Source organism: Sphingopyxis sp. GW821-FHT12C06, from assembly GCF_058807415.1.
In genome coordinates this window covers 863247-878418 of sequence record NZ_JBXAQR010000001.1, presented here as the reverse complement: position 1 = coordinate 878418, position 15172 = coordinate 863247, and the positions used below count along the sequence as shown (strand labels likewise).

Sequence of the window (15172 nt, the reverse complement as noted above, 5' to 3'; positions counted from 1 at the left end):
GTCTTGTATGACATTATTGCATGATATATCGGCATCCGGCCTGACAGGAGGAAGACGGGGGATCGGGTCAGGCGAAACGCTGGAGCCCTGGCCCTGAAGTGACAATCCAATTGCGGCGCACACCCGCGGCCGGAGAGATTTGACCGCGCGCACACCGATCCGGGAACGCGCCAATTCGCAAACCTCCGCCGCATTTTCCCGAGACCATTTTGCGAAATCAGACAAAGCAAGGAACCGCGATGGCCGACGCTGGCATATTTTCTCCCTTCTTCGAACCGGTTGACCTCGGCCCGCTCCGGTTGCCCAACCGGCTCGTCATGTCACCGATGACACGGGGCTTCGCACCGGGCGGCATACTCGATCCAAGGGCCGTCGATTATTATCGACGCCGGGTAGAAGGCGGTGTCGGGCTTATCATCACCGAAGGCGCGGCGCCCAATGCGATCGGCGCCTACGCCTCCAATATCCCCTCCTTCTTCGGCGACGCCGCGCTGGCCGCCTGGAAACCTGTCGTGGACGGAGTCCATGAAGCCGGCGGCCGCATCATGCTCCAGCTCTGGCACACGGGGCTTGGACGCATCCGCCCGGCAAGCCATGCACCGGAGGAGGTTTCCGTCGGACCAGTCGCATCCTATATATCCACATCCGCAGGCAGGAAGGGCAATGCGGGCTTCGAAGGCGGCCGTGCCATGACCGACGCCGATATTGAAGCCACGATCGATGCCTATGCGACCGCTGCGGCAACAGCCAAAGCAACAGGCTTCGACGGTGTCGAAATCCACGCCGCCCACGGCTATCTTATCGATCAATTCTTCTGGCGCGAAACGAACAAGCGCACCGATCGCTACGGCGGCGATTTCGCCGGGCGGGCCCGCCTCGCTGTCGAAATCATCCGCGAGATCCGGCGGCGCACAGGCCCCGATTATCCGATCGGGCTGCGATATTCGCAATGGAAAATGCCGGACCTGTGGGATGCGCGCCTTGCGGATACGCCACAAGAGCTGGAGCTCTTCCTGGCACCACTCGCCGATGCGGGCGTGACCTTCTTTGACTGCTCGACCCGCCGCTATTGGGAGCCGGCTTTCGCGGACAGTTCGCGCAATCTTTCAGGCTGGACGCGTTATATCACGGGCCGCCCCTGCATGACCGTCGGCTCGATCGGACTCGGCGGGCCGATCATGGAAGCAGGGCGGACCGGAGAAGCCGCCAACGTCGACATGCAATCGCTCGCTCCCCTGCTCGACATGATCGAGCGAGGCGAAATCGATCTCGTCGGGATCGGCCGGGCCTTGCTTGCCGATCCCGAATGGCCGGACAAAATACGCACCGGCCGCATCAGCGAACTTCGACCTTTTTCGGGGGATGTGCTGGCAACGCTCGCGTGAACGAGGAACCCGGAGGATGCCGCGAGCGCGCGATCATTGCCACCGCACCGGGCGGGATCGATGCGGCGGCCTCCAGCCAACAGGCTGGCGCGAGCTTGCCTTATGCCCTGCTCGCTTGTCGGTCGGGCAACAGAAGTTGTCCGACGAAAGGTGAGATTTTTTCTCTATGGAGGTGGGCCGCCAACGCCATGTCAGCGGGAAGCAGAACCGTGACTTCACCTCCATCCTCGCCAAAACAACCAGATTTTAGCACCATGCGGCGGGACGGCAAGATCCACCCTTGCAAGTGAGGTCGATTGCGATTAACGCAAATTTGTTATACAATATTATATTGTGATGCAGCCCAGCATGAGCTGCGCGGCAAGAATTCCAACCCCCAGAGTGGCAAATGCATCCCAGCCTGAACGGCAACGCCCCGGAAACCGACGACGACGCGATCAGCTCCTCTGATCGCGTCGTCGATTCGATCATCGGCGGAATATGGTCAGCACGATATGTCCCCGGACAAAAGCTGATCGAGGCGGGGCTGACCAGCGCCGTGGGCGTAAGCCGGGGACCCGTGCGCGAAGCCCTCAAGCGACTGGCAGCCGAAGGCGTGGTTACGCTGACGCGACACCGCGGCGCCTATATCCGTGCATATGGCCGCGTTGAAGCCGACGAGATGCTTGCCGTGCTCGAAGTGCTGACATGCCTGATGGCACGGCTCGCCGCCGAAGCCGCCGACAAGGACCAGAATGCCAGGCTCATGCGGGACGCGTATGAACGTCTCGAGATCCACGGAAATCGGCGCGCCGAAGACGTGCATTTCATCGGACCGCGCCATCATTTCTACGACACGCTGATGAGCATCGCGGGCAATATTCAGCTGGCGCGCATCTTGCCGACAACCCAGATACAGCTGCTGCGCCTCCAGATTTTGCCTTATCTGACCCCGCAAGACCGGCTGGCACAGCTCGATGAATATGCCACGATCACCAAAGCCGTACTTGCCGGCGAACCCCGGATTGCCGAAGGCGCCATGCGCCGGCACATGCGGCGCTCGCGCGAGCGGTTCGCCAAAGCCCCCGACGAAGCCTTTTCCACCCTCGGCTGATTTCGACGGGACGCATCGACCAGCGACTTCGTGATCCTGTATCAGGACTTCGAGAGAGCACGCCTGAGGGCGCTCATGGAATCGCGATCGAGGGCCATCGCGATGTCCGCATCGGGCACAAGATTGAAGGCGTGCGGCCCCCCTGGATAGATATGCAGTTCGGCCGGGACACCCGCAAGGATCAGCCGGCGAGCATATTCCAGATTCTCCTCGATAAAAAGATCGAGCGCGCCGCAGGCGATGAACGTCGGCGGCAAGCCGGCGAGACTCTCCGCCCGCGCCGGCGCGGCATAGGGCGAGACGTCCACCCCGCCCGGCTCGCCACCGATCAGCGAGCGCCAACCGAAGCGGTTGCTGTCCGGTGTCCAGATATACTGGCCGGCATAAGGGGACGGCTCGGCACGCGTCGCCGTGCGGTCGTCGAGCATCGGGTATATGAGGTGCTGGAAAGCCACCGGCACCTCTCCGCGATCGCGCGCGAGAAGCACGAGTGCCGCGGCGAGCCCGCCGCCCGCACTTTCGCCGGTCACGGTGATATTGTCGGGATCGACGCCCAGCGCCAAAGCGTTTTCATACAACCATTTGAGGCCCGCGTAGCAGTCGCTGACCGGTCCTGGATGCGGCGTTTCGGGTGCAAGCCGGTAATCGACCGAAACGCATATTGCCCCGAATTCTCTGGCGTAGACCGCGTCACTCAACGAGGTCATCTCGGCCGATCCCATGATAAAGCCGCCGCCGTGGATATGCAGAATTCCAGGCCTTCCGGAGCCCGGCCCCCCGGGCGCGGTGACGATCAGGCGGACGTCCGGCGCACCATCGAGACCCGGGACACGCTCATCATATATCTTCAGATCGGCCACCGGCGGTCCGGGCTGCGGGATCGCCGCCGCCATTGCCGCCATCGCGGCCCTGGACTCGGCCAGATGCGCGGCATCGACCGCCACCGTGGGAATTTGTTCGATCAGGGGCAGGAGTTGGGGGTCAACGAGATGACGGGATGGCATGCTTCAGCTCCATTTGATCTTCTTGTGCGATAGGATTTTCCGCAGCGAGGTGCCGCAGGTCGCAAGTCTCGCCCGGCACCATATGTTCATTCGATCGCCGCGAGTAACGTGCCCTCATTCCCTCCCTCGAACAACGCCCCGAAGGTTTCCGGGATGCGCTCGAAGCCCGACCGGACGTCGGCGCGCTGAACGATAAGCCCCTGGTCCACCCATTGCCGAAGCTGAGCGAGCGCGCCGTCCGTCTCCTGCTCATAGTCGGCTTGCAGAAAGCCCTGCATCGTCACGCTGCCATAGATCAGCCGCATCATATTGTCGGGGCCACGAGCTGGCCCGCCTTGCGTGTAGGTTGCGATCTGGCCGCAGAGGACAATGCGCCCGAACTTCGCCATATTCTCGATCGCGGCCTGCAATATGTCGCCGCCGACATTGTCATAGAAAATATCAATCCCGTCCGGACACAGGGCGCGCAGCGCCTCCTCGACGTTATCGCGCCGATAATCGACGGCCGCGTCCAGTCCGCAGCTTTCGGTCAGCCAGGCACATTTCTCGGCGCCGCCGGCGATGCCGATCACGCGGCACCCCATGATCTTCCCGATCTGGGCGGCGACCGACCCGGTCGACCCCGCCGCACCCGACACAACCAGCGTTTCCCCCGCTTTCGGTCTGCCAACCCTGAGCAGTCCAAAATAGGCGGTACGCGCATTGAGCCCATATGTCGTCATGGCCTCGATCATATTCAGCCCGTCGGGAACGGGCGCCACCGGATAATCTGCAGCGAGCAGCTGATAGTCTTGCCAACTCGTCAATGCGGTGACGCGCATGCCGACCGGCACCCCCGCGCGCGCCGAAGCCACCACCTCGCACACAGCAGGCGCCATAACCGGCGCGCCGAGGTCTATCGACGGATAGAGGCTGTTCCCTGGCGGCTCCATCCAGTTGCGCATCGTTGGCGCGCACAGAAACATCCGGTTGCGCAGCACCAACTCTCCCGGCTGCAATGATGCGCTGTCGGGTATCGCGGCCTCGAAATATTCGAAATCGCTCGCGGTGACATTGCAGGTCGGGCGACGGCGCAGCAGCCACTGACGGTTGACGTCAGCCATGCCGGCCATCTGCCAGGCCTTCGGCGAGATAATCCTTCACGACCTTGCCAAGCGGAAGCGAGAAGTTGGCGGTCTGGACGTGACCGGCAAGAATGCGCGTGGGCGTGAACAGGTGCCAGGGGTCCACCTCGCTCGGGGAATCGAATGCGACGGAGGCGCGTCCCGCCCAGAGCACGTCACCCAGCACCGGCGTCTGATGCAGTCCGCCTTCGACATCGAGCCGGACGAGCTCCGCGGCCGCCGGGCCCCGCTCCGGGTCGGACGGCGGGATATAGCGGAGAGAAAGGATCGGCAGCTCTTCCACCTCGTCCGGCCTGGCGAGCCTGTCGCGAGAAAGGGTGAAGGTGACCAGCCGCTTCCCTGTCGGCCGCTCGATGGTGAAGATGATCTGCTCGGCCTCCTCGCGCCAGGCCATGGTCGCAAGCTTCTTGGCGTAGCCCCAGATTTCCCGGCCCGCGGCCAGGGCGGGCTCGCGATTGGTGAAGATGACCGGCTGATACCAATAGCGCACCCCGTCCACCTCGACGCGAACATGAACATAGGCTTCCAGATAGGGTCCGAAGCTGGTCGAGGGATAATCGCAGACCCAAAGCTCGCAAACGGGCGGGTTGCTATCGGGCTTCACGCCGGGAGGAAGCATTCTCGCCACCGCCTCCGCATCGGCCTCATATGTTGCCCATGCCAGCTTCGCGCCGTGAAAATGATGGGGAGGCGCGGGATAGAGCGAGGCCCCCAGCGGCATCGAAAAACCCGATAGTCCCGTCAAATCAATTGCCATTTTCTCTCTCCCGGAAATTCCTGATCCGTTTTCGCCGAATGGCGACAGGCTGCGGCATTGCGACGCTCGCCCGATCATTTTGCAGTCATGTCATCGCCGAACCGTCTCCGCGCCGAAGGGGCGAACCTGATGGTCAGGCGGGCGGCGATGCGCACCATATCCACGGGCGAAGCAGGCCCGACCGGCGACTTGATTGCCGGCCCCGCTTACTGACGGGCCGACGTCCCTCCGTCGATGACGAGCGTCGAGCCGTTGCAATAGGATGCCTCGTCGGAAGCGAGATACAGACATCCATATGCGATCTCTTCCGGCCGGGCCGCGCGTCGCATGGGCGCGATCTGCTCGGCAGCCGCCTCATCCTCGAAAACATTGATCACAGAAGCCACCATCGGCGTGTCGATGAAGCCCGGCGCGACGCAGTTTGCGCGGATATTATGCTTTGCATAGGCAACGCAAAGCGAACGCGTCAGATTGATGACCCCGGCCTTGGCGGCCGTGTAGGCATGGGCCGCCGACAGCCCCTGCGAGCCGGAAATGCTGGCCACATTGACGATCGCGCCCCCACCCTGGCCGATCATGTGCGACAGAACAGCGCGATTCATCAGATAGCAGGCGTCGAGGTTGATGCCGATTACCTCGCGCCATTTGTCCGGCGTGGTGTTCACCACGTCGTTCATGCTGCCAGGGCTTCTATCCTGCCAGCTATAGCCCACGCCGGCGGCATGGATCAGAATGTCGATCCGTCCATAAGCGTCCAGTGTCGCATCGACGACATGCTGCGCGCCATGATCGAGGCTGAGGTCGGCCGCCACAACACGCCCCTCCCCGCCCGCCGACGTCACAAGAGCCAGGGTTTCGTCCAGATTCGCCAGGGTGCGGCCTGCGCCCACAACCCGGGCGCCTTCGGCGGCGAGCAAGCTCATGCACGCACGACCAACGCCGGTTCCGGCCCCTGTAACAATCGCAACCTTGTTGGCCATCCTCATCATCAACTCTTCTCCCAATGTCGGCGCTGCCAATGGCGCGCCCTTTATCTCTTGCCCCGCAAAGCAGCTGCTTCAGCTGTCAATCGCGGCGGGTCCCGAAGCAATCTCACACTCCATCAGCGCAGGCAATGCACTATCGGACTACAATATTGTATTTATCTATGACCGGAATGCCGTTTCGCCACATGCGGGCGGCCGGCGTCCGGTCCGAGGCGCCAGAATTGCCGGGCATCGCTCCTCCTCGGGACCGGCCCATCAGGAGCGCGCGCCCCGACCCTCCGTCGGCGGCCCGGGCGGCGCCGAATCCAGATACTCGTCGAGACGCTCGATGTGACCGTCCACGACGCGCCCGACCACGCAGGCGGCAAGCTGAATCTCGTTACCGTCCGGATGCCGGGCCCAGAAATTGTGCTGCTGCACAAACCCGCCGTCGAAGACATGGACCCGGCGATCCCTGAAGCGGCGCTCGGGAAAGTGCGCGCAGAGACCGCGTAGCGCGGCGATCATATCGGCCAGCGTCATCTCCTTGCCATCCGTATTGTGCCAGATCCGGGGGTTGTCGGCATAACAGTCGGCCACCGCTTGCATGTCGCCCTCCTCGATGGAGTCGAAAAACTTCCGCGCGAGCGCCGCGATGACGGACGATGCGGTGGCGGACTCGATCATGATGCATTCTCCCGGTCATATGCGCGCCTGCGACGGCGCGCATATGGTCTTGAAATCGAATGCTCGCCCCCGCCGTAACAGCCGGCGCCAGCGCTCATTCACGGACAGGCGCACCGATGCGCGGCTACGTCCATGCCGGCCCCCGTTCCAGAACAACGAGATGCAGCAGAACCATCCGTATTTCATACGATAAAATTATAGGACAATTCTGTCAATCATTCTTGACCCACCAAAGACCGGCTGGTAGCGCTGAACATGGTTTGGAACCTCGGTTCCGGTCTTTTGAGGGAGCGCCATGAGTAGGATTTTGGACATCGCCGGCTTTGACGGCATCTGGGAAATGGACACCGACAAGTCCAAGATCTGGGATTATAAGGCGGACCAGTGGGTCCCCGAGCCATGGCTGAGCCAGACAATCACAATGCACCATTACGGCAATGTGATGGCCTATACGCACAAGAACGAGAGCCAGCCGGGAATCTTCGCCCATATGGGTTACCAATGCGCCTATGATCAGACGGACTGGGTCCCCTATGTCCTCGATCGGGTGGAGGGCGATCTCTCGACGCCCGAGGGCCAGAAGACCTGGATCGAGATCAACGGCTTCAAGGCCGGACGGGCCGTTGGCATGGTCAAGCAGGTATATGTGGACAGCCGATCGCACTATCGCCTGAGCCTCGCTCTGGACGGCATCATGAACTACACCATGCTTCGCCGCCTCAGCGAAGATGGCCAGACGATGGTCACGCATGTGTATGACCCGGAAGGCCACCCGATGATCCAGAAGCACTTCTATAAATTATAGAATGCAGCTTGCTACGGAGGGCTGCGCGTCGGTCGCATGGAACGATCGCCGCGCAGCCTTCCCGGGCAAATGAAAGGAAGCCTCGATCTGTATCGCGTGTCGCGCCCGTGTTGACCGGGCCCGCGCCGGGCAATTCGATGTCCGGGAGGGTGGCCATGCCGCGCGTCAAACCTCCGCGGCAGCGCCCGGCGCCAATGCGGGCGTCACAGCCGCCGCGTGAGCGCGGCTGGCATCATTCTCGAATTATCGGGTAATATAGAGCCCGCAAACGGGGCAAGCGGATGCGCGGCCGCCGAAACAGACTCCGCGGCGCAATGGACGCCAACCGGAGATATTCACCGCATATAGCTCCCCCCGTTGAGGAGGATGGTGTCTCCGGTGATCCATGATGCCTCGGTCGATGCGAGATAGATGGCGAGCGCGGCCGCGTCGTCAGGAGTCCCGGTCCGGCCAACAACAATCGACCCGACACGCTCCCCGAGCAAGGGGTCCGCCGCCGTAACCTCATGCGCAGGGATCATCCCCAGCGCGATCGCATTGACCGTAATGCCCGACCGACCCACTTCGGCAGCGAGCGCCCGGGTGAAACCGAGGCCGCCCGCCTTGGCCGCCGAATAGACGGCCACGCCGATGTCGGCTCCCCGCAATCCCGAAGCGGAAGAAATCGAGATGATCCGCCCCCAGCCACGATCCATCATCGAGGGCAGCGCCGCCTTGCAGCAATTGAGCACCCCATAGATGTTGACATCGATTGTCGCATGCCATTCCGCCGGGTCCGCATCGACAAACTTCTCCAGTTTGACCGGCACCGCGCCGGCATTTCCGGCATTGTTGACCAGAATGTCGAGGGCGCCTTCGGCCTTGACCAGAGACTGTACGGCCTGGGTCACGGCCGCGAGATCGGTCACGTCAAACACCGCAGGAACTGCGCGCCCACCGGCCGCCACAATTTCTTTCACAACCTGTTCGGCGCGATCGGCGTGATAATCGTTGACGGCCACGACGGCGCCCGCCCTGGCGAGCGCCTTGGCAATTCCTGCGCCAACATTCTGGCCTGCGCCGGTTACGAGCGCGACCTTGCCAGTGAGATCAAACATGTTTGCGTATCCATTTCTTCCAATACCGCGCGGCGCCCGACCGGGCGCGGCGGGCGCCTTCAGGCAGGCCCGCCTCGCGGCGGGTTCGGGGCGTAGACAATTTCCGAACAGGGCTCGAAGATTCCGCTGTTTTCGGACGTCGCATCGAGGGCCGGCGAGACGACCATCTGTTCGGTACCGGCGCGGCGGCCGATCTCGGCCATCACGCCTGCGGGGTCGTCGGTTTCCATGTCGTAAATTGCGACATATTTGTTCCTGATCTCGCCGGCACTGGGCGTTTTCAGGACAAAGCGCTGAGCGGAAATGAAGCCGGGGATCGCAACGACATCCGCGAGATGGACGTTGTTATACCAGTCATTATATTGCTCGTCCCGGCCCGCTACCGGGTCGGTAAATGCGATCAATCTATACCTGGCCATATCGATATTCTCCTTACCCCGAGTGGCCGCGAGCGCGCGGTCAGAGGCTCGTGCGAGCGGCACCGTCCGTGGAGGGCGCAGCGCGCAAGCACGAGAACGCCCCCTGACGCTGCCCGCTACCCCTCGGCGGTTTCGTGGCTCGGCACCACCTCTTCGCTGTCCAGATATGTTCTCTTGATGTCCCGCTCAATGCCGCCGGTATCGAACCAATCGCGCACGACCGCTCGATAGTCGACCGGTCCGCCGAAGTAGAAGAGGTCCAAAAACCCGATCGATGTTCCCTCGGCATTATAATAGGATGGCGTGCATTCCTCGTAGAATTTCGCTCGCGAAAATGCTTTGTCCTGCAGCTTTTCCTGCCATCGCGCTTCGGCTTCGGCAGTCACCTCGAATGTCTTCACCCTGTTCTTCATGCAGTCCGCAATAATCTCTCCAATCACTTCGGTCTGCGCTTCGAGGGCATAGGGAATGTTGATCGAGAGCGGACCCTGCGGCCCGAAGGTGACGAAATAATTGGGGAAATGGTTGGTGTGCATGCCGTGCAATGTCTTCAGACCGCTCGCCCAATATTCTGTGATCGTGACACCGTCCCGGCCATAAATTTCATAGCCCATCTGGTCTTCGCTCGAGACGCCGAAGCCGAACCCCGTCGCATATACGATACAATCCACCTCATAGGCCTGCCCGTCGACGACGACCGCATTCTCGGTGATTTCCTGTACGCCCTTTCCTTTGGTATCGACGAGCTTCACATTCTCCCGATTGAACGTCTGCAGATACTCGTCGCTGAAGCACGGCCGCTTGCACATCATATTATACCATGGCTTGAGCGCTTCTGCGGTGTCGCGATCCTTCACGACCTCATCGATCCTCCTGCGGTTCGCCTCCATTTTCTGGAAGTCGGCCATTTGAAGGACATCCGCCGGCGTGAGCTTGGTCTTGTCCTGCGCCGCGAACTGAAACACCGTCGAGAAGATATCGGTCCATCCATCCGCGACCAGATCCTCTTCCTGGTAGATTCCGCCGACCATGGACTCGAAATTCGTCATCCGCGCCTTTTGCCAGCCCGGCGAAAGCGATTGAACCCACTCAGGATCGGTCGGCCGATTGGCGCGCACATTGATCGACGACGGAGTCCGCTGGAAGACATAGAGCTGTTTCGCCGAAGCCCCGAGATGGGGAATGCACTGGATTGCTGTCGCACCGGTACCGATGATTGCGACGCGCTTGTCCTTCAGCCCGGCAAGGTCTCCCGTTGGGCCGCCGCCGGTATAGTCATAATCCCAGCGAACAGTGTGGAACGAATGTCCTTTGAACTTCGCAATCCCCGGCACGCCAGGAAGCTTCGGCTTGTTCAATCCGCCGCCGCCGCGAATGAGGAACCGCGCCTTGAAAACATCATCCCGGTTGGTCTTGATAATCCAGCGCGCGCTTTCCTCGTCCCATGCGACGCTCGTCACGGTCGTCTGGAAATGGGCCCGGCGGTACAGATCATAATGATGACCAAGCCTTTGGCAGTGCTCGAAAATCTCGTCCCCGCTGGCATATTTCCGGGTCGGAATATACCCGACCTCTTCCAGCAGGGGGAGATAGCAATATGATTCCACATCGCACGCGAGCCCCGGGTATCGATTCCAGTACCAGGTGCCGCCAAAGTCGCTTGCTTCCTCGATTATGCAAAAGTCCTCGACGCCCCTTTTGTGAAGATGCGCGCTCGCCAGCAGGCCCGAAAACCCGCCGCCGATAATGACCACGCCAACATCCATCTCGACCGGATCGCGCGCCAGGGGTTCGGCGTAGATATCGTCGCGAAAGCGCGCCAGATCGCCTTCCGCGCTGAGATATTGGGTGGCGCCGTCAGGCCGCAGGCGCTTGTCGCGCTCCTCGCGGTATTTTTGACGGAGAGCTTCGGCATCGACTTCGATCTCCGAACCGCCAGACGTCGCTTTATCCATATCTCGATCCTCTTATATTTGCAGATGGCAAAACCGAGTTCACCGCTCGGCTGGTGGGAGTGGGGCGGAAACCATAAGCCGGCTCAGGCAACTCGGGCTTCCCGGGTTCTGGCGACCACCCCTTTGAAACTAATTTGCTCCGAAGCTGTAGCGAAGCTTCAGACCCCACATGCGAGGCTCACCATAGCCGGCGGTGGTAATGCCATATGAGGCGGCTCCGATAAGCGAGCTCGGTTGCAGGCGATAAGTCTTGTTGGTGACGTTGCTGGCAAAGAGCGTCGCATCCAGCCTGGACCCGAGGACGCCTTTCCATGTCATGTCGAGATTCAGCAGCCCCAGAGGCGCCGACCGGCTGTCGGGCGTCGAGAAAGAGGCGGCCAAGGCGGAGCGATAATACCAGTTTCCACCGATCGTCACCTCGCCATAATCCGATGGCAGCGGCAAAGTATATTGCGCCGACAGATTGACCATATGCTTGGGCGTGCTCGGGAGCGGATTGAGCGGGCAGAATCCGAATCCGGGCGTGGTATTTGTCAGCGGGTTGCTCGGACAGGCGATTTCCAGTTCGGCGGGGCTCAGATTGTTCACATAATGCGCATCCGTATAGGCCCAGGTTGCGCCAAGCGTCATGCCATCAAACGGCACGAGCGTTTGCTCCAGTTCAATGCCCTTGATCCGCGCTTCGGCGGCGTTGGTGAGCAACACGGCCACCACCCCGCCAGGGCCAAGCTGAAGAACATTCGCCTGAATATCGGTAAAGCGGTCGCTATAGAGCGCGATATTGGTGCGCGCCTGCATGGGACCGATATTATAGTCGAGCTTGGCACCGGCTTCGAAACTCAAATCATATTCCGGACCGTAGCTGGTATCCACCCCCTCGGTCCTGACCCCGTTGATGCCTCCGGGGCGATAGCCGCGGCTGACCTTCGCATAGACGAAGGTTCTTGAATTGAGCTGATAATTGAGGCCGAATGTGCCTGTCACCGCGCTCGAACTGGCTTCAGCCCTGGCACAGGGCGAGCTGAGGGCGGGGAGCATCGCCGGATAGTCCGCAAGATTGGTGACGCACTGCCCATGCGGCATGGCGCCAGGACTAAAGTCGGCAAGCCCCAGATAATTTGCGAACTTCGCCTTCACCGTATCCTTGGTGTAGCGCAGCCCGGCGTCGAGTTTCAGCCCCTCGACCAGATCCGAGAGATCATAGTTGATCTGTCCATAAACTGCCTTGCTGCGGGTCTTGGAATAGTTGACGATAATTCTCTGCAGCGGCAGCCCCAGCAAGCTGACGGATGTATTTTCCGCACGCCCTTCGGGCGTATGTTGCCAATCCCAATAGGTGCCGAGGGTATAATTCAGCTTGTCGCCGAAGGCACGGCCCTGAATCTGGAAATCCTCGCTCCACTGTTTCTTGTAGAATTCGGGATCAGGTAAAAAGACATTCGCCGTGTCCACCACGGCAAGCGAACTTCCATCGAAGTCCGAGCCCCAATGATTCTTGAAAGACACATAACCAACGACGTTCCGGATTTCGATATTGTCGCTGACCTGCCACGATGTCCGGTTGATCACATAGGTATTTTTGGCCCTGGAATATATTCCATAATTGTCGCCCCAAACCGGCGAGCCGATATCGACAACGCGCGGCCCCCTGGCCTGCTGCGCCGCGAGATCGGCCTGAATCCGGGCCACAAAATCCGGGCCATTGAGCGTGCCAAGGAGACCCAGCGGGTTAAAATTGACAATCTTGTTCGAGGTTCCGTTCTCGTCCACCGCGTTATAATTGTAGATGAGCGTATTCTCGAATTCCTCGACCGGCCTGAAAAGCAGGCTGACGCGGGCGGAATCATAATGCACGTCATCGAGCATCCGGCCCGAACCAAGATTTCGCGTATAACCATCGCGCCGGTTGATTTCGAAAGCCCCGCGCAAGAGAAGCTTCTCGGGGATGATGGGCACATTGATCGCGCCGGCCGCTCCGCGCAGGTCATGATTCCCGACCTTGGCTTCGACATATCCCTCGAAGCGATCGACAGGCGCCTTGGGCGTCACCATGATATTGCCGCCATCGGTCACGCGGCCGAATAGCGTCCCCTGGGGACCGCGCAGCACCTGGACATTCTCGAGGTCGAAGAATTGCCCGCGATTCAGCTTGATGATGGGGACTTCGGCGAAATAGGTAAGCACTGCGGGAAACAGGGTGCCACCCGCCTGACTCTGACCCCGCAGGGAAAAAATTACCGAGTTGCGCGAGCCGCCGAAGGCCGTCGCATTGAGACTCGGCACCGTATATTGGAGGTCCGTCACCTCGAAGTTCCCGCGGGCGGCAATCTGGTCTTCGGTCACGGCGCTGACCGCGACAGGAACCGTCTGCATCCCTTCCTCCTTACGGCGGGCGGTGACGATGATCTCCTCGATCCCCCCGCTGCTCGAAGCCGTTTGAGGCGGGGATGCTTCAGGCGCAGTGCCCTCGGCGGCAGCCGCTTCAGGCGCAGCGGCTTCCGCCGCCTGCGCAGGACTCGCAACCAGTGTCATCGCCACTGCAATAGCGGTCGTCGAAAACAGGTATGTACCCATGACCAAATCTCTCCCAGAGTCTATTTTATTTTCATTCAAGATTGTACTATAATATTGCAGGGCCACAAGAGCAAATCGTGACGCGGGGCCATCCAAATGCCATGCGGCTCACCAAGCGAAATGCCGGCCACGAGCCATCGTCAGCCGAACCAGCCCGGCACGGCAAATTCACGCGAATGCGTGGATTCTCATTGAAGAGCCGCCCCTATGAAGCTTGGTCCATCGACCGGAGGGCCGGTCGCCGGAAGCGCGAACCGGGGACCTCTGGGCGGGGCCGCCAGCCCCGTCCAAATTTGCCGACAGCAGCTCCGGCGACGCGAGGGGCCATGCCCTACAGCTGGCAATCTTCCTTCACTGCGATCCTGTCGGCCATCGGCCCGCTATAATGTTCGGGGGCGGTATAGACGCGACCGAGCAGCTTATCGAAACGCCAGCCCATCAGGTCCTGCAGATCCGGGTCGAAGGTGGCGGCGCGCTCCTGCGATACCGAGACGTTGAAATTCTCCTGCGGCCGAGCCCAGTTTGCCACATAGGCGACAGTCATGCCGTGGCGAACCTCGTCCTTCGTCCGGTTTGCCCCGCCGCCATGATAGATCGAACCCAGCGTGAGCAGCGCGCTGCCCTTGGGCATTTCGGCGGCAATGGTTTCATATTCGGCCGATTTCGCATAATCTGGATACGTGTCCCAGAGATGGCTTCCAGGAACGAGCCTGGTGGCTCCATTCTCGTCGGTGAAATCGCTGAGCGCCAGGATGATATTGACGAAAAAGATCGGATGATCCCGGGGCAGTTGATGCGTGCTATCATCCGCATGGATGATCTGAGCCGGCTCGCCGGGCCCGATCGAGACGGATCCGAAAGTGCTTAAAAGACAGTCATCGCCTATGGTCGCGCGCACGACCGGCAGCAATTTGGGCGCGACAGGAATCTTCTGAAAGATCGGTGCGGCGTTCAGAAGGTCGAAATAGCGGGCTGTCCGGCGACCATGGAAATCCTGCACATGGTGGCGGTGCCATTTGCCCCGCATGCGACCGAATTCCGCGATAAGCTCGTCACAGAAGGCGGGGTCGAGCGCGTCCGGCATGATCGAATATCCGTTCGCAATCAGATCGTCGCGATAGCGGACAACGAAATCGTCGCAATCAAGGGCAGTGTCAGTCATGGTTCTCTCCGAGCAGTTTTTCGTTTCTTGAGCAGGATTGTACTATAATCTTATAGGACCACAATAGGAAATCTCGACGAAGCCTGATGGTTTGGCGGGGTCAATCTCCTCCAGAGCCCCCGCCGAACCGGCGCCTTGCAGCGCT

The 15172-nt window shown here is 60.8% G+C and carries 13 protein-coding genes; 3 read left to right on the top strand and 10 right to left on the bottom strand.

The features are described 5' to 3' along the window. The first annotated feature begins 239 nt into the window (after positions 1–239). Both AC1RRJ_RS04070 and AC1RRJ_RS04065 read left to right on the top strand, forming a co-directional pair. A complete protein-coding gene (locus AC1RRJ_RS04070) occupies positions 240–1385 on the top strand; it encodes an oxidoreductase (protein ID WP_493120427.1) in 1146 nt (381 codons plus the stop codon). Between the two features lie 388 nt (positions 1386–1773). Then, positions 1774–2478: a GntR family transcriptional regulator gene (locus tag AC1RRJ_RS04065; RefSeq protein WP_493120426.1), complete on the top strand. Its 705-nt coding sequence runs from the start codon at positions 1774–1776 to the stop codon at positions 2476–2478. A 41-nt stretch (positions 2479–2519) separates the two neighbouring features. Here the strand turns inward: AC1RRJ_RS04065 and AC1RRJ_RS04060 are convergent, their stop codons facing one another. The 5 genes from AC1RRJ_RS04060 to AC1RRJ_RS04040 form a co-directional block, all read right to left on the bottom strand. Further along, entirely contained in the window at positions 2520–3371 is an 852-nt protein-coding gene (locus AC1RRJ_RS04060) for an alpha/beta hydrolase (RefSeq protein ID WP_493120425.1), read from the bottom strand. A gap of 197 nt (positions 3372–3568) precedes the next feature. Continuing rightward, entirely contained in the window at positions 3569–4585 is a 1017-nt protein-coding gene (locus tag AC1RRJ_RS04055; protein WP_493120424.1) for an NADP-dependent oxidoreductase, read from the bottom strand. Beyond that, positions 4578–5327: an acetoacetate decarboxylase family protein gene (locus AC1RRJ_RS04050; RefSeq protein ID WP_493120423.1), complete on the bottom strand. Its 750-nt coding sequence runs from the start codon at positions 5325–5327 to the stop codon at positions 4578–4580. Before AC1RRJ_RS04050 ends, AC1RRJ_RS04055 begins: the two co-directional genes overlap by 8 nt. A gap of 242 nt (positions 5328–5569) precedes the next feature. Then, positions 5570–6352, bottom strand: coding sequence for an SDR family NAD(P)-dependent oxidoreductase (locus tag AC1RRJ_RS04045; protein WP_493120422.1), 783 nt, complete (start codon positions 6350–6352; stop codon positions 5570–5572). Between the two features lie 252 nt (positions 6353–6604). After that, the gene (locus AC1RRJ_RS04040) at positions 6605–7015 is read right to left on the bottom strand and encodes a nuclear transport factor 2 family protein (protein WP_493120421.1); all 411 of its coding nucleotides are present in this window, start codon (positions 7013–7015) and stop codon (positions 6605–6607) included. 295 nt (positions 7016–7310) lie between these two features. Between AC1RRJ_RS04040 and AC1RRJ_RS04035 the strand changes: the two genes are divergently transcribed. Beyond that, on the top strand, positions 7311–7820 hold the full coding sequence (locus tag AC1RRJ_RS04035) for a hypothetical protein (protein ID WP_493120420.1): 510 nt from the start codon (positions 7311–7313) through the stop codon (positions 7818–7820). A 335-nt stretch (positions 7821–8155) separates the two neighbouring features. Here the strand turns inward: AC1RRJ_RS04035 and AC1RRJ_RS04030 are convergent, their stop codons facing one another. The 5 genes from AC1RRJ_RS04030 to AC1RRJ_RS04010 all read right to left on the bottom strand — a co-directional run bounded on the left by AC1RRJ_RS04030 (position 8156) and on the right by AC1RRJ_RS04010 (position 15027). Then, on the bottom strand, positions 8156–8917 hold the full coding sequence (locus AC1RRJ_RS04030; protein ID WP_493120419.1) for an SDR family NAD(P)-dependent oxidoreductase: 762 nt from the start codon (positions 8915–8917) through the stop codon (positions 8156–8158). A 59-nt stretch (positions 8918–8976) separates the two neighbouring features. Next, entirely contained in the window at positions 8977–9336 is a 360-nt protein-coding gene (locus tag AC1RRJ_RS04025; RefSeq protein WP_493120418.1) for a hypothetical protein, read from the bottom strand. Positions 9337–9452: 116 nt separating this feature from the next. Beyond that, positions 9453–11291 (bottom strand): flavin-containing monooxygenase, encoded by a 1839-nt coding sequence (locus AC1RRJ_RS04020; protein ID WP_493120417.1) that lies wholly within the window; start codon positions 11289–11291, stop codon positions 9453–9455. A gap of 129 nt (positions 11292–11420) precedes the next feature. After that, positions 11421–13865: a TonB-dependent receptor gene (locus tag AC1RRJ_RS04015; protein ID WP_493120416.1), complete on the bottom strand. Its 2445-nt coding sequence runs from the start codon at positions 13863–13865 to the stop codon at positions 11421–11423. A gap of 331 nt (positions 13866–14196) precedes the next feature. Beyond that, entirely contained in the window at positions 14197–15027 is an 831-nt protein-coding gene (locus tag AC1RRJ_RS04010; RefSeq protein WP_493120415.1) for a phytanoyl-CoA dioxygenase family protein, read from the bottom strand. Between the last annotated feature and the right edge of the window lie 145 nt (positions 15028–15172).